Genomic DNA, 22781 nt, shown 5'->3' on the forward strand with positions numbered 1-22781 from the left:
CTGATGTCGGTGGTAGATGACGGCGAACTCCGGGGACGCGTGCGGCGCCTGCTCGAGTTCTTGCGCGAAACGGTCGGCGCCCAGTCGAAGCCGATACGCCAGTACGGCACCGATGCCCGCGTCGAGTGGCTCTTCGACGACGCCCGACCCCTCGACGTCAACACCGACGTCGCACCCGGTGACGTGGCCGTTCGCATCCAACGGACCAGCATCGAGCAACCTCCCGGCCTCTCGGAAGACCTCGAGCAGTGGGTCGACGAGACCACCACACCACCGACCGTCAAAACCGGAGCGCCATCAGAAGCCGAAGAATGGCTCCAGACCTGGATCAACTGGTCCCTCGACGACCGTGAACGCCGGCCCTTCGCCGAACTCTTCCGATCCGTCGACCTCATGCTGCACGACCTCGGCACCCAGCCCGAGTCACTCGAACTCGTCATCGCCTCCGGCTACCTCGACGCCAAGGTCGGCGGCCAGCAGATCGCCACCCACCTCATCACTCAGCAGGCCAGTATCAGCCGCGAGGACTCCACCGGCGATCTCCTCGTCACCGTCGCGCCGGCCAGCACTCCGCGTCTGGAAGACGTGCAGGTCCTGCTCGATCTCGACGGCTTCGACCGCACCGGCTCCAAATCACTGCACCGAAGCCTGTCCGAGCTGGTCTCGTCCTCACTGTCCGCGGATATCCCGCGCCTGCTCGGCCAGTGGGCCACCTCGGCGCTGAAGCAGCCGCTCACCGTCATCGCCGACCACGACCGGCCCGTCAGCTCCGCCGCCGACACCCTGCGGATGTCGCCCGCCCTCGTGCTGCGAAAGCGCGGGGCCTACGCGCTCGTGTCCTACTACGACGCCATGCTCGCCGCGCTCGACGCCGGGGAGCCGGTCCCGGTCGGGCTCTCGCATCTCGTCGAAGGCCACGATGACAACACCCGTCGCGACTGGCTCGAATCCCACATTAGCGACGCCCCCAGCGCCGAACCGCTCTTCCCGCTCGCCGCCAACCGCGCACAGGCCGGCATCTACAACCGCGTCATGAACGACACCGGCGTCGTCGTCGAAGGCCCGCCCGGCACCGGCAAGACCCACACCATCGCGAACCTGATGTCCGCGTTGATGGCTCAGGGCCAGCGGATCCTCGTCACCAGCGAAAAGGCCCAGGCCCTCCGCGTCCTCAAGGACAAACTGCCCACCGAACTGCAGGATCTCTGCGTGTCCGTCACCGACATGGCGCGCGGGGGATCGGCCGAGCTCGACGAGAGCGTCTCGACGATCGCCTCCCGCAAAGCCGCGTTCGACGCCACCGAGTCGGCCCGCAAGATCAAGAGCCTCGCCGCCAAGCGAACCAGCACCAAGGAACAGCGTCACCAGCTCAAAGAGCAGATGCTCACCGCCCGCGCGTCCGAGGCCGACATCCACTCACCGTCGCCCACCTACTCGGGGACACTCGCCACGATCATCGACAAGCTCGACTCCCAGCAGCCCGAGCTGGGTTGGATCCCCGGGCCGCTGCACACCGAGCAGCCGCCGTTCGACGACGCGGCTTTCGCATCGCTGATCAGCGGCGACGCGCAGACTCCGGGTCTCCCGCCGGTCGAGGAGATCCGATCGTTGTGCGCCCGCGCCCGCGCCCACGGCTCGTCGTCGATGCTGCCGAACGTCGACGACATCGACCCGGCCCAGCTGCATTACATCCTCCCGTCGGCGCATGCCCTGATCGATCGGGCGCGAGCCATCGAGTCGTTCGGTGCGAACTACCGAGCGCTGGCTGACGGACTTCTCTCCGGCGCCCTCGGGCCACTGTGGTCTCGCGCGCAGACCGTGTCGGCGATGCTGTCCGTCGCGGTGAGCGCCGACGAAGCCGTCGGGTCGCACCAGGTCACCACGCAGGTGTCGAGCAGGCAAGCACTCAATGCGTTCGACGCACTCGCGCGGCTCTACGAGAGCGGCCCGTTCGACACGATGCGCTGGGTCCGCACGCCACACGAGCACGGCGCGGTGGACCAACTCGATGCCCGAGCGAGCGTCGATGGTTCCGACGCGACACAGGCAACCGAACTACGGCTCGTTGCCGAACACATCCGCTCCCTCGTCGCCGTCGACGACGCCGCAAACCTACTGCAGGGTATCGGCATCGAACTGCCGACCGGCGCCGACGCCAGCCGTGAGCAGCGCGTCAACACGCTTCATATCGTCTGGAACCAGGTCCTCGCCGCCGGCAGCATCGCCACCGCACGCGACGAGCTGGTCGCCGCACTCGGCGCAGTGGTCCCGTCGGTCCCGGCAACGACGACCCTGGACGAAGCACTCGCCCTCGCCGAAGACATCACAGGCCTGACCGACCGCACCGACGCCGATACGGCCCGCGCCGAGCTGAGCGATCTCGCAGACCGACTGTCGGCTGCACGACCGAACTCCGACTACCTCGCGGCAACCCTACGAGCAGCTGACGCCGACGCCTACGAGCGGCTCGCCAGCGAGGATCAGCCCGGCGCCCAGCTCTGCACAGAACTGCTCGACGCCCTGGCCGAGCACGCACCGAGCCTGGCGCGTGCCCTGACCGAGGACACGACGACCGACTGGTCAGCCCTCGCACCCTCCTTCAGCAAGGCCTGGACGTGGCGCTGGACGAAACAGTGGGCCGAGAGCCACCAACAACCCGACCAGCACGGCAACCTCGATGCCGACATCGACGCCCTCGATGAAGAAATTTCGTCCCTGACGGCGCAACTCGCCGCCGAGCAGGCGTGGCAGGAATGCCTGCAGCGCATGACGAGTCGCGAGGTCACCGCGCTGCGGGCATATCAGGAGAACATGTCCAACGCCGGCCTCGGCACCAGCAGCCTCGCGCAAAGGTACCGAGTCGCAGCTAGAGCGGCGATGCAGGATGCGCAGACGGTGGTGCCCGCGTGGGTCATGCCGATAGCGCAGGTGCTGTCGTCGATTCCGCCGCAGCAGAACGCGTTCGACGTCGTGATCGTCGACGAGGCCAGCCAGGCCGAGATCACCAGTATGTTCCTGATGTGGCTGGCTCCGCGCGTCATCGTCGTCGGCGACGACAAGCAGTGCGCCCCGGCGTCGATCCAGAACTACACCCTCGAATCCGTCATCGAGCGGCTCGACTACTTCCTCCCGGACGTGCCTGTCACGACCCGGATGACGCTGACCCCGAGGTCGAGCCTGTTCTCGATGCTGCGCACGCGATTCGGCGACGCAGTGCGACTACGCGAGCACTACCGGTCCATGCCGGAGATCATCCAGTGGTCGTCTACGCAGTTCTACGGTGAGCAGCCGCTGGTGCCTGTCCGGCAGTTCGGCGCGGATCGGCTTGCACCGCTGCGCAGTACGTTCGTCGAGGATGCGAGCACAACTGGTTCGAGCACACGACTGAGCAACGCAGCCGAGGCGAACGCCCTCGTCGACCAGCTCGCGCTCTGCCTCGCCGAACCCGACTACGAGGACAAGACCTTCGGCGTCGTCGTCCTCCAGGGCGCAGCGCAAGCGGATCTGATCCGGTCGTTGATCTTCGAGCGCGTCCCGTCCGAGCAGGTCGACGAGCGACGCATCCGCGTCGGAACTCCGCCGGATTTCCAAGGCGACGAACGTGACGTGATGTTCCTGTCGATGGTCATCGCACCCGGCTCGTCGTCGAAGGCGCTGACGACGGACATGTTCAAACGACGCTTCAACGTCGCCGCCACTCGTACGCGGGATCAGCTGTGGCTGTTTCACTCCGTCACGGCCGACAGCCTGGCGACCACCGATCTACGACGGTCACTGTTGTCCTACGTCGAAGCTGCGCCGACGGTTCCGGTCCCCGCGATGCCCGACGCCGTCTCGCCGGATGCACCGCATCCGGACTTCGGTTCGCTGTTCGAGCAGCAGGTCTTCCTGGCGCTGCGTGAGCGCGGCTACCACGTCAACCCACGCGTCGATGTCAACGAGATGACCATCGACCTGGTGGTCACTGGCGCCGCTGTCCGGGTTGCGATCGAATGCGACGACGACGGTGCAATCGACGCCGACGAGCTGCTGAGTCGGATGGAGCGCGAGTTCGAACTGCGACGCTGTGGCTGGCTGTTCCATCGGTTGCGGGCGTCCGACTTCGCCCTCGACCGTGAACGAGCACTCGACACCATCACCGAACTCCTCGACTCGGTCGGCATCCTGCCCGACGAGGTCGCCGTGGTGGTCGAGGGATCGGAAACGTCGACGTGGACTCCGATTGCGTTGGTGCGTGATCGCGACGACGCCGAACCCGATGAAGAAGCAGTCGAGCTCGTCACCGTCGAAGCGCCCGCGCCGTCCCGGACGGTCGAGGTGGATCTCGCGCCGTTGCCAGAGGTCATCGAGACCGTCGACGAGCCCGATGAGACCAGCGACGTCGACGACGCGGCAGTGGACGAGTTCGACGACACCGACATGTCCGAACCGACGCTGGTTCGGACGATGCCGCGTGAGGATCTCATTGCGGCCATTCGGTATTCGCAGAAGCGCAACAAGTTCTCCGTCGCTCAGACGGTGGAGGACTGTGAGGTCACGCCTGAAGCCGTGCAGGAGGCGTTGGCGGAGATCAAGTCTCGCGACGACGCACTGAGAGCGTCGAAGAGAAGACCACCTGCTCCGACGCCGGATGCTGTGCCGCGTCGCCATCGGCCGCCTGGTGTCGTGACCGAGTCGGTCGTGGTGTCCGGAAGTCGTTCACTGCAAGCCGAATTGGATGCCTTGCCGGTCGCATCGTGGGCGGGAGCGCGCGAGATTGCGATCGCTGCGGCACGTCCGAATGCGCCGTTGACGGTGGAGCGGTGTCAGCGGGTGACGGGGTTGTCGCGGACGAAGGCGGATGAACTGCTGTGGGATCTGGTCGCGCTCAAGAAGTTGACCAGACGTCAACGTGAGGGTGTCGAGGAATGGGTTCGGCCGCACGGGTTGACGCTATGACGCAGGTTGCAAGCCGGTCCGAGGGGTTGCGGGACTGGCAGAAGGAAGCGTTCGATGCGTGGGTGTCGTCCGGCTATCGCGCGATCGTCGAGGCCGTCACTGGTACCGGGAAGACGCATGTGGGGTTGGCGGCGACGCTGGACTCGGTCAGTCGTGGTCGTCAGGTGTTGGTGGTGGTGCCGAGTATCGATCTGCTCGAGCAGTGGTACACGGCGATGGTGAAGGCGCTGCCGAGCGTGCGGATCGGGCGCCGAGGGAACGGGCACAACGACACGTTCCGGCTGTACGACGTGTTGATCACGACGATTCAGTCGGCGATCCGGCCAGGTGCGCCGATGCCGCGCACAGGTGCGCTGCTGGTTGCGGACGAGGTGCATCGCTATGGTGCGGGTTCGTTTGCGAAGGTGCTGATCAACCGGTTCGAGGAGCGTCTCGGGCTGACGGCGACGTTGGAGCGTCAGGACGACGGTGTCGACACGCATCTGATGCCGTACTTCGAGAACCTGGTCAAGGGCTGCGACGCGGCGCGGGGGAGACGGGACGGGATCCTCGCGCAGGTGCGGGTGATGACGGTGGCGGTGCCGTTCTCCGCGGACGAGGCAGCGAAGTTCCAGGATCTGGACGAGAAGGCGAAGTCGCTCCGCAACACGTTGATCTACGGCTATGGCTGTGCTGCCGAGCCGTTCGGTGAGTTCATGAAGAACGCCGTGGATCTGAGCAAGGAGCGGCACCTGCCGGCGAGTCGGGTGGCGAGTAGGTATCTGTCTGCGTTCAGTAAGCGGCGGGCATTGTTGGCGGACTGTGAGGGCAAGTTGCAGGCGCTCGCGGCGATCACTCCGGGCTTGGCGAAGTCGAAGCGGTCGATCGTGTTCTCGGAGACGAAGGAGTCCGCGGCGAAGGGCGCGGAGGTGCTCAAGGCCGGTGGAGTGGCGGCGCATCAATATTCGAGTCATTTGGATCGGGTGGGGCGGACGCGAATTCTGAAACAGTTCCGTAGTGGTGAGCTGTCGAGTTTGGTGGCGCCGCGGGTGCTGGACGAGGGTATCGATGTGCCGGCGGTGGATGTCGGTGTGATCATCGCGAGCAGTTCCTCGAAGCGGCAGATGATTCAGCGGATGGGCCGGATTCTGAGGCTCAAGCCCGATGGTCGGCCTGCGGCGTTCGTGATCATGTATGTGGCGGGGACGAACGAGGATCCGTCTCTGGGTGCGCATGAGGCGTTTCTGGATGAGTTGACGGCTGTGGCCGAGGAGGTCGTGGACGTCGAGCTCGCTGATGCGGGTGCGGTGTTGGCGAGTTGGTTGGATCAGTCGGCGCCGATTCTGCCGAAGCCGCCGGTGGACCCGATGCCGATCGAGCCGATCGTGATTCCGCAGTCGTCGATGGTGCCGACGACGGTGTCTGCAGCGCGGACTCGGACCGTGAAGGAGATTCTGTCGGAGGCGCAGTACGGGACGCCTGATCAGCTCGACGGGATCCTGCGGTGTATGGCTGCGATCGATGTTCGGGAGGCGTCGGTGTTGATCCGGCGGTACGGCATCGACGGTGCGAAGCCTCGGACGGTGTCCCAGGTGGCGGCGGAGATGAACCTCAAGCGGATGCTCATTGAGAGCCTGGAGAAGCGGGGGTTGAAGTCGTTGGAGAGGGAAGCTGGTCGGGCGCTGACCATGCTGAGGTGGCGTCTCAAGGCGCAAGTGCGGCCAGGTTCAGTTCGGTTCGAGTCATCGTGTCAGAGTGTTGCGGAAGTTTCCACTAGCCAGCGAACGCTGCCGTCCAGCCCCAGGGGACGGTAATGCCTACACCGTCATTTTAAGCGCTGTGAAGAGCCCGGTAGACCGACGGCAGAAGCTCGCCCAAAATCTTTTGCGCAACGTCCTTGTTGTTGAGAATTTGGGTTGAGAGGTCGGTCGACGAAGCCATCGCACCCAACACTGCGTCGACAAACACGATGTCGATGTCCGGACTTGCAGAGAATTGAGCCAGACTGTTGTTCTTGGCCTGTTGCTGCAAGATCTCGGATTCTTCGAGGCGGTCTCGAAGATGGGTTACAACACTGCGGACACTCGAATCCGGGTGGTCGCCGGAGAAGAGGTCGTTGATTTTCGCGATGACCTCCTCAAGTGCCACCATCTCCGGGTTTTTGACGCTGCCGGTGCCGGCATCCTTGGCTGGCTCCAGCTGCACTCCGGAAGTGAGCTTTCCGCGCTGCTGCGCCTGCTGATGATGGCCGAGGTGGTCGATGGTCACCGATGACAGGTCAATCGGGTTCTGTCTCTCGCCGCCAGTCAATTGCGGCACCAGGAGTTTTAAGTAAATGGCCAACTTTTCGAGCCATGGACTCTCGTAATCGAACAGCTGCGACATGAACTCGTACTGGCGAACATACGTGCCGGCGTCTTTGCGGAACATCGCCAACTCGTCGGCTGCCACCGCATCCGAGTTGTTGACCGCCGCAGCCATCCGAACGGCGTAACGTTCCGCGGCCGCTGCGATCCACTTCTCGAGCGCGCTGTTGCCCTTCTTCGCGAGATAGTCGACAACAAGTCCGTCGACCTCCGAGGCCTCGTAAATGCCTGCCGCGGCGAGTTTGCGTTCGGTGTCGTGGACGATGTTCGGATCGGTGACATCGGCGAGGGTCGTGACCTCGTAATATGGCGAGAACGCGTCGACGATCTCGGTGACCTCGTTCGCGAAATCCAACACGAACGTCTGGTCCTTCAGTGGCGCGAACGTGCGGTTCAGGCGCGAAAGGGTCTGTACAGCCTGCACTCCGCCAAGCTTTTTGTCGACGTACATCGCAACCAACTTGGGCTGGTCGAATCCGGTCTGAAACTTGTTGGCCACCAGCATGACCTGAAACTCGTCGGTGGCGAACGCATCGCGCAGTTCCCGGCCCTTCAGACCTGGGTTCATGTTTGTCTCGGTGAACAGCTCGTCGGTACCGGCTTCGGTGTCTTTGACCTCACCGGAGAACGCGACGAGCGCAGCGACATCGGTGTAGCCGTGATCGGCAACGTACTTGTCGAACGCGAGCTTGTAGCGGACCGCGGCCTTGCGAGAGCTTGTGACGACCATCGCCTTGCCTTGACCGTCGAGTCGCCAGGCGACGTTCTCCCGGAAGTGCTCGACAATGATCTGTACTTTTTGCGAGATGTTAGTCGGGTGCAGCTTGACCCAGTTCATCACCGACTTCACCGCCGCTGATCGATCCACCAGATCCGCATCCGAACCCGATGTGGTGACAGCGACAGTGCCGTCTTTGGTGTCGTCGGTAGCGAACGTTTTCCCGTTGTGGGACAATCGGAACGCGGTCTTGTAGGGGGTGTAGTTACGCAGCACATCGAGGATGAAACCCTCGTCGATTGCCTGCTGCATCGAATAAAGATGGAACGCCCGGTGTATGCCGTCCGCGCCCTTCCAGCCGAAGGATTCCAGGGTCGTTCGCTTTGGTGTGGCAGTGAACGCGAAAAATGAGACGTTCTTTGTGTCGGCTCGAGCTCTGGTCTCTGCTCGAAGGATGTCCTCCGAGGCAACTGGAGCTCCGTCTTCGACTTCTGCCAGTTCCTTCTTCGAGAGCACCGCTTTGAGCTTGTTCGATGCGCCGCCGGTCTGTGAGGAATGCGCTTCGTCAGCGATGATCGCGAAGCTCTTTTTCTGCAGCTCCTCCTTGTTCGCGATCACATCCATTGCGAAAGGGAAAGTCTGGATGGTCACGATGATGATGTGTGTCTCGGACAGCAGCGCGTCCGCGAGTTCGCTGGACTTGGATCCGGACAGGCCATCAATGTGCGCGACCACGCCGGTGGTGCGGTTGATCTGGTGGATGGCCTCCTGCAACTGGGTATCGAGGACGGTCCGGTCCGTGACGACGATGACCGATGAGAACACCTTGCCGTCAGCGTCGTTGTAGAGGCTGGCGAGGCGCTGCGCGAGCCACGAAATGGAGTTGGTCTTTCCAGATCCGGCGGAATGCTGGACCAGGTATTTATGGCCCGGTCCTTCGGTGCGGGCGGCATTGACGAGTTTCGTGACTACTTCCCACTGGTGGAATCGCGGGAAGAGCAACGTCTCTTTACGGGTCTTCTTCCCGGTGTCGGGGTCACGACGGTCGGTCACTTCAAGGTGCAGGAAGCGGTCGATGATCTCAAGCCAGGTGTCGCGCTGCAGGATTGTCTCCCACAGGTACGAGGCCGCCGACCCGTCCGGGTTGGGCGGGTTGCCGGCGTGGTGGTTGTTGCCACGGTTGAACGGCAGGAACATTGTGGCGTCCCCGGCGAGCCGGGTGGTCATATGCACTTCTTTGTTCGAGACCGCGAAATGCACAAGCGCACCCTTGGCGAACGCAAGCAGAGGCTCACCCTTGGGTAATCTATCCTTCTTGTACTGCTCGACCGCATGTGCGACGGACTGCACGAAGTCGGTCTTAAGTTCCGCTGTGGCGACCGGGATTCCGTTGACGAAGAACACCAGGTCGATGGCCTTCTTGGTGTTAGCCGTCGAGTAGTGCACCTGCCGCATCACTCGCAACCGTACGGCCTGGTACTTCTCGGCCGTGGTCGCGTTCAAGCCGGAGTTCGGCTTGAACTGGCACATCGCGAACGATGCGTTGAAGTCCTTGAACCCGCGTCTCAGCACAGCGAGGGTACCGCCGTCGGCCTTCAGGTCCGCGGTGAGTGCCTTTGCAAGACGCTGCGGCAGCGCTGCCTTTGCTTTTTCCTGCTCCGAGACTATGGCGTCGGGCTTGACGCGTTTCGCGTACTCGGTCGGCTGAGTCTCCTCTAGCCACATGAACACGTCCTCCGGGTACAACGCGAGCTCGCGGTCGTAGCCGGTGTCGTCCGGTGAGTACAGCCATCCCTGCGCGGCGAGATGCTGACAGATCTCGTCCTCAAGGACGGATTCGTGATGCTGCGGCATAATCAACCAACTCCTTGTACGTTAATTCGCCCCGTCACCGCGTCGGTAATCAGCGCGGAGCGGTACTCGCGCAAGGTGTCAATCATCTCGGTCGACTTCCAGATTAGATCGTCAACCTGCGCGCACCGAGCATCGAGAAACGCAACTATTGCCGCCTGCTCATCGACCGAGGGGTGAGGCCACTCCAATGCCTCGACCTTTTCCGCGGTGAAGTGCGAGATCGTGGCCTTCCCACACAGAATTGATACGTGACCTGACAGGGTGGCGGCTTCGATCAGATAGGCGAGGAACCTGGGGCTATCGCCGTACAGCGCTCGGACACGGTTCAAGGACTTCTGGAAGCCCCAGTTGGGAAGGTCCCGATCGAGCACCACGCAACGTCCGATCGCGCCACCTTCAACAACCAAGATGTCGCCCTTTCGAAGAGTCAGAGAGCTTACTTCTGCTGGTGCGAACCAGCAGAGCATGGGGTCGTCGAGGTTCAATCCAGCCGCCGTCAAACTTCCGGCCTTGAGGTGCGGCAATTGGAGGTCATCGGCACCTTGCACCTCGCCCTGATACATCTTCCCTAAGGTCACGGAGAATCCGTGCTTGATCTTAGCCACCGACCAATGAGCCGGAACGTCACCGACCCAAGGAGCCCTTGAGTCCTTCATCTCGATGTTCGGGTCGAGACCCTTCGTAACCGCCTGGGTGATCGTTGCGGCACGGTCCTCGCGCAAGGTGGTGATGAGTTGCATCTGCTTGGCGATCAACGCATCGATCTTATCCGTTTCGCGGTCGATGAAGTCCACGATCTTCCGCTGTTCTTCCAGAGGCGGGAACCAAATCGGTGCAGCACCTAGTGATTCGTGATTCACCTTCGGCATCGCGACGCGCATTGACGAGTCAATGGCATAATCCGTGAACGGCCTCGACAAGAGAACACGGAGCGCGAAATCACTTTCTAGGACAGTCGGATTCGGCGAAAGTCCGTACATGTCAGCGCTGCACAGACAGTCGGTCGGCGCTGTGATGGCTTTCGCGAGGTTTGGGCGAATCTTGGAATAGATCAGTTGGCCTTGCGTGACGAGATACTTTCCACTGTCCGCGCCCTGGTCTTCTGCGCTTTCAAGCGCAGTAAGCTTCCCGGTTTCCGGCTCGATGTGGTTCGGTGCGATCAGCGGCATGGATCGGAAGGGCTCTATCCGCGGATCTACTTGACCACCGTTGATCCGGATGTGTCGGGAAAACCTACTGACGGTCCAATGCACGGGTACTGAGCCGAGATACCCCACACCCGATCGGCGGTAGTCCGCATACGTCGGCCAGTTCACGCGCCGACCTCCGCCAGTAGGATCTGGATCTCGCTGACGAGGCCGCGGAGGTCCTTCTGGATCTCATCAAGGGGTCGGGGTGGGGTGTATCGGTAGAAGTGCCGAGTAAAGGGGATTTCGTAACCGGTTTTAGTCTTGCCAAGGTCGATCCATGCGTCCGGGACGTGCGGAAGGACCTCACGCGCGAAATACTCCTCGATGTCCTCGGACATAGGAACGTTCTCGGTGTCACGCAAAGATGAGTCGACCTCGGGCTTGCCCTTGGTGGTGACCACATCAGCGCCGGGGTCGTACTGTCCGACGGTAGTCCAGATCGACTTCACCACGGACACAGCAGGCTTCGGCATACCCGCAGATTTCAGTGCGATCTTGACTCCTGCGATGAACGTGTCGCGATTCGACCATGACCCGCCCGTCAGCTCGGTGAACGCGTCCCGGACGGCTTGTTGCTCAGCCGCGGACAGCTTTGCGATCGCCTTCGATGCGAGCACCTGGTCCGCCGTGCCCTCGTGGACGTGGAATGACAACTGCAAGGGCCGCTCGACGGTGATCGTGCGGTACCCGAAGTCGTTGTTGTCGAACACCTTCGACAGTGCGGGCTCGTCGGGTTTGTCGTCGTGGCGGAAGTCGTCGTACAGCTGGCAGATCAGCTTGATGTCCTCGTCACGCAGCTGTTTGCGCTTCGAGCCCAACGACTTTCTCATCTTTCCGAACATACCGACAGCGTTGATGAGCTGAACTTTGCCCTTGCGCTGCGCGGTCTTCTTGTTGTCGAGGATCCAGATGTAGGTCGAGATGCCAGTGTTGTAGAACATGTCGGTCGGCAGAGCAATGATCGCGTCGAGCAGGTCGTTTTCGATGATCCACTGCCGGATGTTCGACTCGCCGGATCCGGCACCACCGGTGAACAGCGGCGAGCCGTTCAGGACGATCGCCAGGCGGGATCCTTTGTCGTCGGGGCTCCGGACGGGTCGCATTTTCTTGACCAGGTGTAGCAGGAATAGCAGGGACCCGTCGGAGACGCGGGGAAGGCCAGGGCCGAAACGGCCGGCGTGGCCCTGTTGCTCGTGTTCGGCAGTGACCTTCTTCTGCTGCGACTTCCATTCGACTCCGAACGGTGGGTTGGAGAGCAGGAAGTCGAAGTGGTGACCGCTGAAACCGTCGTCGTCGAGGGTGTCACCGAGGTAGATGTTGTCGACGCTCTGGCCTTTGATGACCATGTCGGACTTGCACATTGCATAGGAGCGGGCGTTGACCTCTTGCCCGTACAGGACGGGTTTGGCGTGGTGGTTCATCTCGACGAGGTGGTCGTACGCGGTGGAGAGCATGCCGCCGGTGCCGGCTGCGGGGTCGTAGATGGTGCGCACGATGCCGGGGGTGGTGAGTTCGAGGTCTTTGTCGGCGTAGAGCAGGTCGACCATGAGGGCGATGACTTCGCGTGGGGTGAAGTGGTCACCGGCGGCGGCGTTGTTGGATTCGGCGAATTTGCGGATGAGTTCTTCGAAGATGTAACCCATGTCGTGCCCGGTGACCCGGTCGGGGTGGAGGTCGACGTTCGCGAATTCCTTGACGATCAGGAACAGGCGGTCCTTCTTGTCGAGTTCGGCGATCAGGGTGGGGAGGCCGTATCCGTCGAAGACGTCGCGGATGTTCGCGGAGAAGCCTTCGATGTAGTCGATCAGGTTGTCGGCGAGGCCTGCCGGGTCGGCGGCGAGCTTGCCGAAGTCCCAGACGGAGGTGTTGAAGAACGGCAGAGCGAACTTCGAGGTGAGCACGACGAACGGGTCGATGCCCAGTCCCTGAGTTTTCTTGTACTCGGCGATCACGTCGTCCTTGGTGGGGGCGAGGATCGCGTCGAATCGACGCAGGATGGTGAACGGCAGGATGACGTCGCCGTACTGGTTGGGCTGGTAGGGACCGCGAAGTAGGTTCGCGATGCTCCAGATCAGGGTGGCGTTGGTGGTGCTGGCGGACATAAGTTCAGTGTCTTTCTGTTGAAGCGTTGATGATGAAGGTACTGGTTCGATCGGACATTTCAGGGGATTGCGGGGCGGATCGCGGCGGCCATGTGCGGCTGCTGCGCCCGGTTTCGATCAGGATGTGATGCTGATCGTCCCGGTCCCGGTTGCGGTTTCGACGAGTGTCGTGAGTGCTTGTAGTTGCGCCAGGTGTTCTGCGGCTGCAGTGGTGGCGTCGGCGAGATCGTGGTTCAGGCGGACGATCCGCTGCTGTTCTGCTCGGGGGACAACGGGGATCTCGATGTTCCTGGGTACTACTCGTACCGTGTCCATGGTGCGGGGGAGGGTGCGTGCAGCGGCGTTGATGCAGGTGACCAAGTAGTCGGGGTCGTGGGTGGCGGCGGCGGCGCTGTCGATGCGGACGAGGTAGTTCTGCGGCGCTACGACCCATCCTGGTAAGTCGAACCGCGCGGCGATCGGTTGATTCGTCCGGGCTATTCCGAGGATGACGATGTCGCCAGGTTGGGTGGTGACGCCGGCGGGTTGATCGTCGGTGACGTACTGATCGGGTGTTGCGACGCCGGTGGTGCGGTACTCATGAAGGACTCTCCCGGTCAGTAGGGGTGCGCCGGTTCTTCCGGCGTTTTCGCGTGAGGGTGTGGGCCGGCTGCGTACGAGGTGCACTCCGGGAAGCGAGGTGAGCCGTTCGCGGCGGACCATTCCGGCAGGGGTGAAACCGGGTATTGCTATCTCGACGGGTCGAGAAGAACTGCGAGTCACCGCGGCGTGGGCGGTGGTGATGGACTCGATCGTTTCCTCCGGGCTGGGGGCGTCCCGACGCCGGATCCACGTGGTGGGGTTGAGTCCGGTGTTGGGTTCGAGCAGATCCCGAACGGGGGCCGCAATCGAGTAGGGCGTGTCGCCTGCGTCGGCAGAGGTGCGCCAGCGTTCGTATTCGGCGAGTACACCGGAGAACCCGTCGACAGAAGTCTCCGACTCACCGCCGGTGGGGACGTCGATCAGGAGCACCCGGTCCTTGTCGATTGTCTGACCGGGTCGGGCGAGCACCCACAGTGCGGTCTCGATGGCGGTGTACGGCGAGAACAACCGTCCGGGCAAGGTGATGACGGCTTCGATTGCACCTTGACGCAGCAACTCTTGCCGCAGGGCGTGAGGCGGGCCCGATCGGTCCAGTTCTCCGCGTGGGGTCACGACGAAGGCGCGGCCCCCGTCGGCGAGATGGGCGATAGCGTGCTGGAGCCAGATACCGTCCGAGCGAGGAGACGGCCGACCGAACGCCCACCGCGGATCGTGTACGTCGACGTCCGGTCCGAAGTCCCGCAGCCCCCATGGTGGTGTAGCGACGACGACATCAGCGAGCACCTGGGACGCGGGGTCATTGCCCAACGAATTGCCGACACGGATGTCGATGGGGCGGTTGGCCAGGATTGCACGTTGCAGCCCGATCTCGGCGAGGCCGTCGCTGATGTCGACACCGATCAGATGGGCAGATGGGTGACGAATGCCGAGGGCCAGCAGGGTGGCTCCGGGCCCCACAGCCGGATCGAGAACGGTGCTGTCGTCTCCGAAAACGCCGCTGCACTCGACCATGGCGGCCACGAATGTCGACACCGGCTGCGGGTCGATCAAGGTGTTGCGACGGTCGTTCAGAAGTAGGACGTCATAGACCTCGAGGAACTTGTCGATACTCAACGGGGCTACCGCCGAAGAAACAGCGCGCAGGAGCGTGTCGGTCTCCGGCTGGGCCGCATTCAAGCAGTCGAGCGCCGGCGCAATGTCCGGGGCCTGTGAGGTCAGGGTGTGCAGCCAGTCTTCGGCCGTACCGGCTGCTCGAACGTCGGCGGGTTGGCGAGTCAGCCCGGGTGCACCTGTCAATGCATGTGCGGCTCCGACGAATTCACGATTCTCGGCGATACCTCGAACGAGGTATTCCACGACCAGTGCTGCCCCGGCGAGGGCTCCGTCATCCTCCATGCCTGATGCGCGGAGGTGGCCGAGGATTGTTTCTGTGACCACGGTCGGCGTTATCTTGTCTTGCTGCTCAGCTAAACGCCCGCTTCGGATCAGCCATTGTTCGACTTCGTTTCGGTCGAAGAGCGGGGTGCCGGCATCCGGTCCTGTGGCTGGCGCTGGAAAGTCGTTATGCCGCTTACGCCACTGCGTGACCGCGGCGCGGCTGACGTTGGCCAACACGGCAATGTCGGCCGATCGAATCAGGGGTGTGCTCATCAAAGGTGTCCTATACGTAGGTAGTGGTAGTGATCGTGATGACGTGGTGCGCGGCCAGGCGTAGGCGGCCGGACATATGTCCGGTGCGGGCAACCGCGTTCGTGGTCGATCCGGCGTCGGCGAGGTACGCGAGATCCTCCGCGAAGCCGCCGTCGCCGGATCCGAGGTAGATGTCGGTGAAGCGTTCTGCAATTCGCTCGGTGTGCATCGCTTCACGTAGAGAGCGGTCGGCGCCATCGGGGCCCGAACGAGGCGTGAGCAATCTGGCGCTAGGCCAAGCGTTCCACGCGGCGACCGCATTGTGATGCGATGCGCCGATGATGACGTGGTCGCCGGCCGCGATGTCCACTGCTTCGTGATATTTGAGCATCGCGTTCCGTGCCGCATTGATCCTTACATCGCCAGTCCCGCAAAGGTTTTCGATGTCGATGAAATGCACTACCCTCCCGACGTCGCGTGCCGGTGCCAACTGTGGCGCAATGGTGAGAACGCGTCCTGGGGCGGTGTGAGACAGATTCTGGACCAGTGTGGCGGAGTTGGTGACCATGCCGTTTCCTTTCGATGCCTGGACTGTTGACAGGAACCTTAAACCAACTTCACCGTCAATGTCAAGGGTGAGTGAGTTACACCTAACAGTGAGCCGTAAATCAAATTTTCGTAAACACTAGGTTGACAGATGCTCAGGGGCTTTCGCACCGCTCAGAGCCCCAGGCGGGCCGTGAGACGACCTCATCCTCTGGTCTATCCGGCAGCCCACAATGACCATAATTGTTAACAGCGTGGTTCGGTTTTGGTCTCGAGTGCGGCAACCAAAACATCCGGTTGCACGAGGAGTTGCTCGGGCGGACAGACTTCGGTACCTAACCCACGTACAGCACAGGGAACAGTGACAGCGATCCGTTCGAAGCCTGGCGTGAGTTAGTGATGCATGCGGCCGACCTGTTCTGTCTATGTCGATACCGGCCATTTACTCGCCTCCGCTGCGACCCGCATGACCGGCACATCGCTTCGCAGCGGGATCCACGTCGACTACTCGAAACTCGTTGCATCACTTGTCGACGCCGCCGAATCACGTTCGGGTGTGCCGGTCCTTCGGGTCTACTGGTACAGGTCTGCGAAGAACGGGATCCCGGATGTCCAGCAGGAGCGCATCGGCGAGTTGGCGAAAGTCAAACTACGCCTCGGCCGCTTCGGAGTGAACAGCGAGCAGAAGGGCGTCGACCTCCGGATCGGACTCGACCTGGTCGCTCACGCGCGAAGCAATACCTCCGATGTGTTCTTTCTCGTCTCCGGTGACGATGACCTGACCGAGGCGGTGGAGGAGGCGCGAGCCCATGGAGTGCAGGTGGTCGATTTGGGCGTTCCGAGGGTCGACGGGGAACCCCACGGGAGCGCCCGACAGACGGTTTCAAGGCTCGCAACGACCAACGCCACCGTAACCAACTCAGGAGTCCGGTTGTCGATCTGCCAGGGTACCGATACTGGCCATCCCACCAAGAACGCGAGCCACAGAGCTAGCAAAGCGCTCGTGCCGGCCAGCGATCACGATCTTTTCGCGGCGGCTGAACTTGATGGTGTGGACCGCGGCGAGTTGGTTGGCGAAAGACTCGGCGTATGCCGCTCGCGCTCCGCTCCCTCGTGACGTGTACTCGGATTTGACCTTTTCGGCCACTTCGGAGGCTCGGAGCACTAAGTGAGGATTTGAAGCCCACGCCTCGCCGTTCGAGCGTATCCACCGTTCGAAGCACGTAGGTGGGGTAGCGAGCGTCCCAGGCGGTCAAGCCGCCAGGGTGTCGCCGGGACGCATAGGTCGAGGGGTCGAGGAGGGCGCCGAGCTGTGGGTACGCCGTCGTTGCGCCGCTTCCAACGGCGGACTAAATGCGATGGCAGCCCGCGGCGATGCGCATCCGACTGGCCGGCAGTCGGATGCCCCTGATCCGGAAACTCGCGCGTCCCCCAGCTTCAGCCACGGGTTCTCTCGTTACGAAACTTGTCGCACCGGTACTTATGAACACAAGAGTTGGACATGAGGTGCGAGACAGGGAACGTGCTGGTCCGCGACGGAGTCACCGGCGGGGGAGCAAGCGTGCCGAAACGGCCGTTGTAGGAACCACAAACTGCGCGACGTCGGCGCAGCTGTCGTTCGAACTGTGGGTCTGGTGGCCCGCAGCCGCGAGAGTCTCTGCGGGTAGCTACTTACCGCGGCCCTCATGCTTGTTCCAGAGCTTGCGGGATGATTCGAGCACGGCCTGTCTCATCGACTCCCCACCTGTCGGAATCACAATGAAGTCGCCATTCGAAAAGGTGCCTGCGATACCTAGTTCCAATTCCGCTGGGAGCTGCAGCAAGAGACTGACCTTGTCATAACCAGGCCCGTCGAAGCGGACAAAGGCTCCCAAGGGCTTCGACTTCTCAACCACTGCCGCGAGGTAGTCTCCGACCTGCGGCGGACGCCCGCGAACATGGTCACGGGCAGTGTGCACTACCTTAGTCTGTGCGGTTGGCTGAGTTTTATTTTCAACGAAGGCTTCCGAGTCGAAATCAGTGATTCGACGCATTGCTTCTCCGGAAAGCTCCTGGCGTTCCGGCGGAGTCGAGTGCGCGGCCGGTTCAGCCGCCGGGCCGCTCGATGACTCACGTTCGGCCGACTCACCGGAGGACATCTCTACGGCAAGGTCTTGCACACTCAAAGCGAGTAGTTCCTGCGCAATTTGTCGATCCTCGTCAGAAGCGTCTGCGGCTTCCAGAGTTGCCCTGGCCATGATGTGCGCGGCCTCGGCTGCATCCAGGGGGTCCGCGTCGTCAAGCAAGTGATCGATCGACATCGAATCCTCCTTGTGTTAGACGTTCATTGTGAGGCCGCACATCACCGCGCGCCACCGCCGCTGCGTTTCTGCGACGCCTGGCGCAGGGTCCGTACGCGTCGCTCTCCGATCAGTTGTGCAAGATTCTGGTCGTGCTTCTTCGCCTCTGTCTCAAGAAGTACGAACATTTCGGCCGTTGCCGCCGCTCCTAGCACACTGTGATTCTCGGCGATCCACTCGAAGCGTTCCCAAAGTTCAGCTCTGCGAGTTGCCGCTCTGTCATCCGCGCGGGTGCCTCTGACCTGGTCTGCGGCTATCAGAGCAGCCAAAAGTACCGCGATTCCAGCGATTGCGGGAGACGTGAGGAGAGCGCCTAGCCCATGGCCAAGGTCGTCAAGGAACCAAGAATGGCTTTCCCATGCGAGGACAGCGTCAGTCACCAGGTCACGGTACTTGTTCAGACGTCGCGGGCCAACCGATCACCGCCGCGGCGTTCGCAGCTGCATCGCGCACTCTGGGCGCAGTAGCCAGTCCCGACGCCCCCCGATGCCACGTCCCTGGTTCGCGACATGCTCCGTGTCCACGAAGCCGCCGCGCTCGCACACTCCAGTACGTACTACTTTGCCCCACGGGGCCTATACGGCCGCAGCATAACGCTCCAGCGAGCTGGGCGTGGTCATCGTCTTCCTACCCACCGCACCCGAGGTCGGAGCTGCGGAGTTCCTACACAAGCTGGCCGAACACGGCGAAGTCATCGAACCGGCCGACAAACCACTAGGCACTATGGTCCTTCATGCCTCCGACGTCGACGACGAGATCGGCTCTGCACGGGTGGCTGAGGTATCTGCTTTGCCGTCGACGGTGTCGGCGACGCAGATCGCGCATCCGTGTTGCCTGTGCACGAGGGAGTGTTGTCCGAGTATCGGTCGGCGGGTCTTGTCTTTCCAATGAACTCGATCGAGGTGGTCGCGCCGTCGGTCGGGTCGGTCGAGAGCGGAACCGACCTGGGTATAGCCCTGCACGCGCTATTTGAGGCGGTCCCGCTCGATTCAGCGTTGGACTCTGCGTTCGATGAGAAGGCACGTACTGCTGGCGCGTTGGCTGGTTTGGTCGATCTGGACCGGTTCGTGTTGCTGGCAAAGTCGGTGTTCGAGTCCGAACCTGTGCAGCGTGCTGCCGCGCGCGAGCATTGGCAGGAAATGCAGCTCGCTGGCCTGCCGCCGGATGAAACCATCGTGGTCGAGGCAATCGCGGACCTGGTGTACCGCGAGGACGACGGGTCGTTGGTGATTGTCGATTACAAAACCGATGTCGGGGTCACGGCCGAGACGTTGGAGGCGTACTGGACTCAGCTGTCGGTGTAAGGGGACTTGCTCACCCGGGCAACGGGGGAGCAAGTGAGTCGGGTGGTGTTGGTGTTTGCGAGGGCTCGTTCGGCTACTATTCTAGAGCGGGCGAGGGCCTGAACCTGAAACTCAAAAGGTTGCGGTTAAGCCGAATTGGTCTCATGCGCAACTATGCTGAACGCGGTACACGTACTACAATGGCGTCGAGCTGAACGGTGCCCCTTTTGGCGGGACCAGCCGTAATCCCGAGGTCGACATGCACAGGCTTTGTACCCGCCTTCTCTTCCATGTAGCTGCTGTAACGCTCCAACGCCTGACGCCGAACATCGTCAGGTGTCAGATTGCTTGATTTTTTCGTGGAGAACCTAATCTTTTGGTGTGGAACATCTACTAGGTGGGCGACAGTGACGACGCAGACCCCGTCGTGTTCGGCGGAACGAATCTTGTCAACATCGCGTCCAAACCATTGAGCAGTGTGTGCTGGAGTGTGGTTGAGGGCAAACGACGCGAAAGTCGACTTGAACTCGATGGGGGTGTTACCGACGAGAAGGTCCACCATCCTTTGGGCGCCGACGGTTGATTCTCGCCTGATTTCCGATGCGGGTACTCCCATTTTGAGAATCTGATAAGCGGTATCCTGAACCCATGCAGATTCGCCGTGCCCGAAGGTGCTTGCGTACGCGAGGCGCGCTAGTCCACTAGGATCGTGTCCGATCGCCGCAAGCCCGGCAACAACCGCATCTACCACATCATCGAATACAGCGAAAGCGGTCTCAGAGACCTCAACGGCAAGCGCATCGACAACCTCGGTTTGGACGAACGAAGGGACTCCCAGGCCGGCGCCGCCTCCCCAGTGCTTATCGAATAAGGCCGACCTCGCCTGCTCTGCACTGTGGAATGTGACGCCGATGTTCTCAAGGAGCGCCATGACTACCTGCGAGTACTCCGCAACTCTGCCTCGAATTGCAATAGAAGGATCTGGTGCCTCGGTCGCGTCATGTAAAAGTTGACGCATTGCCTCCACGTTGCATCCGGCGTTCGCAGTCTCGGGGTTTACAATCCACACGTTCTTCGGCATGGGTGGATCATTGCATAGCCTACCGACACGATGGGGATAATTTAGGCTTCGATTCATCCATTGGCCTTCGAAGAGCAAGCAATGTACTTGAGAGCTTCGCTCGCAGCATGTGCGGTTGCCGCAGATCGAAGTCCTCACTAACTGCCGGCACTGGCGTCGTCCTACCGAATTCTTTCATCCTGTTACGCTTTTAAAGCTACGGCTATTTTTCGAAGCAGGCTGTCGATATACGGCCTCAGGGGCTCTGCTGCAAGCTCGAAATCTGAGCTGGAATCTAGTATTCGGTAAGCCACGCCAACCTTATCTGGGGCCTTCAAGTCATTCGCCACACACCACTTCTCGATTGCCTTGGTTCTAAGCGCTGATACCTCGTTAATTTCAATATTGGGGACTGCATCATTCCAGGCGTCAAGTTCAGATTTTACTGCTGAGATATATATCGACCAGTCGACGAGATCTTCGATCTCCATTGCTTCATCGTTATCACTTTTGAGCTCTACGATTTTGCAACTTGCGATCCCGCTTTCAACCAGGCGGTCTCTAATTGCAGCACCCCCGCCATCACCGTCCACTATGTACGCCACCTGTGGAGCTTCTGTTGCTAACTGCGGCATCAGGTTACTCCCGATGTTAGCTAATCCTGGTGCTACCTGGAAATCCAACTCACCGCCACCTACTGAACGTAGAACCGATGGGAGGAGCACCGCCTCCGTTGGCCCCTCTCCCATAAGAACTCGACGAGAAGGTGTAAATGAAGCAGCGGCTGCGCCCATGGCAGCCATGAGGGGTGTAAACCCTGCGCCACCTTGCCAGATGCCAGTTTCGAGCCTGGAATTAAGATCGCTGGTCATTCTGACGACATTTACTGAGCGACCAAGGTCGTTGGGTAGGCACGCGAAGGAATGAGTCGTGTAAATAATTTTCCCAAAAGATGTTTGACTGTCCAGCGCGTTAATAATGTCTGCCTGGGCATCGTAATGAAGATGAGTCTCGATCTCATCAGCCAGTAGCACGGGCGTCTCGGGCCAGCCGTATACAAACGCTAGAAGCATTGCAAACCAACGCATTCCATCGCTTCGTTCAACAATGTCAGTCAGTCCGCCATCTGAAGGCGCAGTGGCAAAAACGCGAATGTTCTTGTCGTCTAGATCAATCTGAAGGCAGACTCCCTGCTGTTTCCACTTTTCGGTAAACCTTCCCTCTAGTACCTTGTTTGCCTGCCGGATTCGCGTCCGCGCGTCAGCATGATGGCCATCGGTTACCTCCTCTAGCAACGCTGATAGATCTAGGTTCGCCAGTGCGCGTAAGTGATCCAGTGCCTGCGGCGTGTTCTGGACGCATTCTGCAAGGTCGTACTCGCTCTTAAGATCTCTGTCAGACGATCCGAAAAGTATAAAGTCCGGTATTTTCCCTTTGATAAAGTCAGTGAACTGAATTCGATGTGCAGCTTCGGCGATTTTTCTGTCGAGCGCAGTAGATAGCTCTCGGATGGTACTATTCTGAGACAGGCTCTCGTCGGTTAACATCTCGTCTATTTGTGTCCTGATCGAATCGGTACGGCGATCAAGCTCAGGTTCCATCGCCTTCAAGAACGAGAAGAAGTCGTCAACTGAAGCTAGATATTTCTGCGCTGATTCAGTATTCGAAATTTGCTCACTGACTCTACGCAGCAAGTCGTCAAGGTTGATATTGGGTTCTGCAGCGAATGGCCGCAGTGAGAAACTCCTCCCTGTAGCATCTTTTTTGACGACGAGCCGTTTATATACCGGAGATTTGATCTCCGGGTTTTTGGGTCCACCGTTAATCTCTGAGGTTGTCAAGTCAAAGGTCCACTGCAGGAAAGGTGACTTACTTGATCGTCGTGGATGTTCTCTCCGATCGAAAGTGTTGTCGTTGTTCACGTGCTGGAGTGCTTGAAGTATCGAACTTTTCCCTGCTTCGTTGGGTCCGACGAATGCAACAAGTTTTCCAGGGGTCTTTACAAAAGATTGATCCGCGAACCTCTTATAGTTCTGAACTGAAAATAGTGCAAGATCCATAGTTGCTCCATCTGACGGGAACTCGGCGCTGCGTGAGACGTTCTTTGATCGAGAACATATCATGTGCGGCTGAGGTGTGGGGTTCTAATCTCTCGGGTTGATTGCTGGATTTGCAATCGATGCTGGATGTGTGAG

11 protein-coding genes and 1 pseudogene are annotated in these 22781 nt (G+C 61.0%); 4 read left to right on the forward strand and 8 right to left on the reverse strand.

Annotated features, from left to right (window positions below; all coding sequences use genetic code 11):
* The first annotated feature begins 3 nt into the window (after window positions 1-3).
* Window positions 4-4938: an AAA domain-containing protein gene (locus J1M86_RS14290; RefSeq protein ID WP_206510372.1), complete on the forward strand. Its 4935-nt coding sequence runs from the start codon at window positions 4-6 to the stop codon at window positions 4936-4938.
* The gene (locus J1M86_RS14295) at window positions 4935-6731 is read left to right on the forward strand and encodes a DEAD/DEAH box helicase family protein (RefSeq protein WP_206510373.1); all 1797 of its coding nucleotides are present in this window, start codon (window positions 4935-4937) and stop codon (window positions 6729-6731) included. The genes J1M86_RS14290 and J1M86_RS14295 overlap by 4 nt, the downstream gene beginning before the upstream one ends.
* A 16-nt stretch (window positions 6732-6747) precedes the next feature.
* On the opposite strand, the gene J1M86_RS14300 is transcribed toward J1M86_RS14295, so the two are convergent.
* The 5 genes from J1M86_RS14300 to J1M86_RS14320 form a co-directional block, all read right to left on the reverse strand.
* Window positions 6748-9855: a type I restriction endonuclease subunit R gene (locus J1M86_RS14300; RefSeq protein ID WP_206510374.1), complete on the reverse strand. Its 3108-nt coding sequence runs from the start codon at window positions 9853-9855 to the stop codon at window positions 6748-6750.
* Between the two features lie 2 nt (window positions 9856-9857).
* Complete coding sequence (locus tag J1M86_RS14305; protein WP_206510375.1) at window positions 9858-11024, reverse strand: restriction endonuclease subunit S; 1167 nt, start codon at window positions 11022-11024, stop codon at window positions 9858-9860.
* 143 nt (window positions 11025-11167) lie between these two features.
* Entirely contained in the window at window positions 11168-13147 is a 1980-nt protein-coding gene (locus tag J1M86_RS14310) for a class I SAM-dependent DNA methyltransferase (RefSeq protein ID WP_206510376.1), read from the reverse strand.
* 117 nt (window positions 13148-13264) lie between these two features.
* Window positions 13265-15379: an N-6 DNA methylase gene (locus J1M86_RS14315; RefSeq protein ID WP_206510377.1), complete on the reverse strand. Its 2115-nt coding sequence runs from the start codon at window positions 15377-15379 to the stop codon at window positions 13265-13267.
* A gap of 10 nt (window positions 15380-15389) precedes the next feature.
* On the reverse strand, window positions 15390-15926 hold the full coding sequence (locus tag J1M86_RS14320; protein ID WP_206510378.1) for a hypothetical protein: 537 nt from the start codon (window positions 15924-15926) through the stop codon (window positions 15390-15392).
* Window positions 15927-16307: 381 nt separating this feature from the next.
* Between J1M86_RS14320 and J1M86_RS14325 the strand changes: the two are divergent.
* A pseudogene (locus J1M86_RS14325) lies at window positions 16308-16778 on the forward strand (NYN domain-containing protein); the annotation flags it as partial.
* A 793-nt stretch (window positions 16779-17571) separates the two neighbouring features.
* On the opposite strand, the gene J1M86_RS14330 reads toward J1M86_RS14325, so the two are convergent.
* A complete protein-coding gene (locus J1M86_RS14330) occupies window positions 17572-18204 on the reverse strand; it encodes a hypothetical protein (protein ID WP_206510379.1) in 633 nt (210 codons plus the stop codon).
* A gap of 926 nt (window positions 18205-19130) precedes the next feature.
* Between J1M86_RS14330 and J1M86_RS14335 the strand changes: the two genes are divergently transcribed.
* The gene (locus tag J1M86_RS14335) at window positions 19131-19547 is read left to right on the forward strand and encodes a PD-(D/E)XK nuclease family protein (RefSeq protein ID WP_206510380.1); all 417 of its coding nucleotides are present in this window, start codon (window positions 19131-19133) and stop codon (window positions 19545-19547) included.
* 151 nt (window positions 19548-19698) lie between these two features.
* On the opposite strand, the gene J1M86_RS14340 is transcribed toward J1M86_RS14335, so the two are convergent.
* Both J1M86_RS14340 and J1M86_RS14345 read right to left on the reverse strand, forming a co-directional pair.
* Window positions 19699-20607 carry a hypothetical protein gene (locus tag J1M86_RS14340; protein ID WP_206510381.1) on the reverse strand — a complete coding sequence of 303 codons (909 nt, stop codon included), beginning with the start codon at window positions 20605-20607 and terminating at the stop codon, window positions 19699-19701.
* A gap of 182 nt (window positions 20608-20789) precedes the next feature.
* Entirely contained in the window at window positions 20790-22646 is a 1857-nt protein-coding gene (locus J1M86_RS14345) for an AAA family ATPase (protein ID WP_206510382.1), read from the reverse strand.
* Window positions 22647-22781: the final 135 nt, after the last annotated feature.

The organism is Rhodococcus sp. KRD197 (assembly GCF_017168235.1).
GTDB lineage: Bacteria > Actinomycetota > Actinomycetes > Mycobacteriales > Mycobacteriaceae > Rhodococcoides.

Coding starts and splice junctions, on each gene's coding strand:
- J1M86_RS14345 (WP_206510382.1), bottom strand. CDS start 22,646: ATGGATCTTGCACTATTTTCAGTTCAGAACTATAAGAGGTTCGCGGAT.
- J1M86_RS14305 (WP_206510375.1), bottom strand. CDS start 11,024: ATGCCGCTGATCGCACCGAACCACATCGAGCCGGAAACCGGGAAGCTT.
- J1M86_RS14340 (WP_206510381.1), bottom strand. CDS start 20,607: ATGCCGAAGAACGTGTGGATTGTAAACCCCGAGACTGCGAACGCCGGA.
- J1M86_RS14290 (WP_206510372.1), top strand. CDS start 4: ATGTCGGTGGTAGATGACGGCGAACTCCGGGGACGCGTGCGGCGCCTG.
- J1M86_RS14300 (WP_206510374.1), bottom strand. CDS start 9,855: ATGCCGCAGCATCACGAATCCGTCCTTGAGGACGAGATCTGTCAGCAT.
- J1M86_RS14330 (WP_206510379.1), bottom strand. CDS start 18,204: ATGTCGATCGATCACTTGCTTGACGACGCGGACCCCCTGGATGCAGCC.
- J1M86_RS14315 (WP_206510377.1), bottom strand. CDS start 15,379: ATGAGCACACCCCTGATTCGATCGGCCGACATTGCCGTGTTGGCCAAC.
- J1M86_RS14310 (WP_206510376.1), bottom strand. CDS start 13,147: ATGTCCGCCAGCACCACCAACGCCACCCTGATCTGGAGCATCGCGAAC.
- J1M86_RS14335 (WP_206510380.1), top strand. CDS start 19,131: ATGAACTCGATCGAGGTGGTCGCGCCGTCGGTCGGGTCGGTCGAGAGC.
- J1M86_RS14320 (WP_206510378.1), bottom strand. CDS start 15,926: ATGGTCACCAACTCCGCCACACTGGTCCAGAATCTGTCTCACACCGCC.
- J1M86_RS14295 (WP_206510373.1), top strand. CDS start 4,935: ATGACGCAGGTTGCAAGCCGGTCCGAGGGGTTGCGGGACTGGCAGAAG.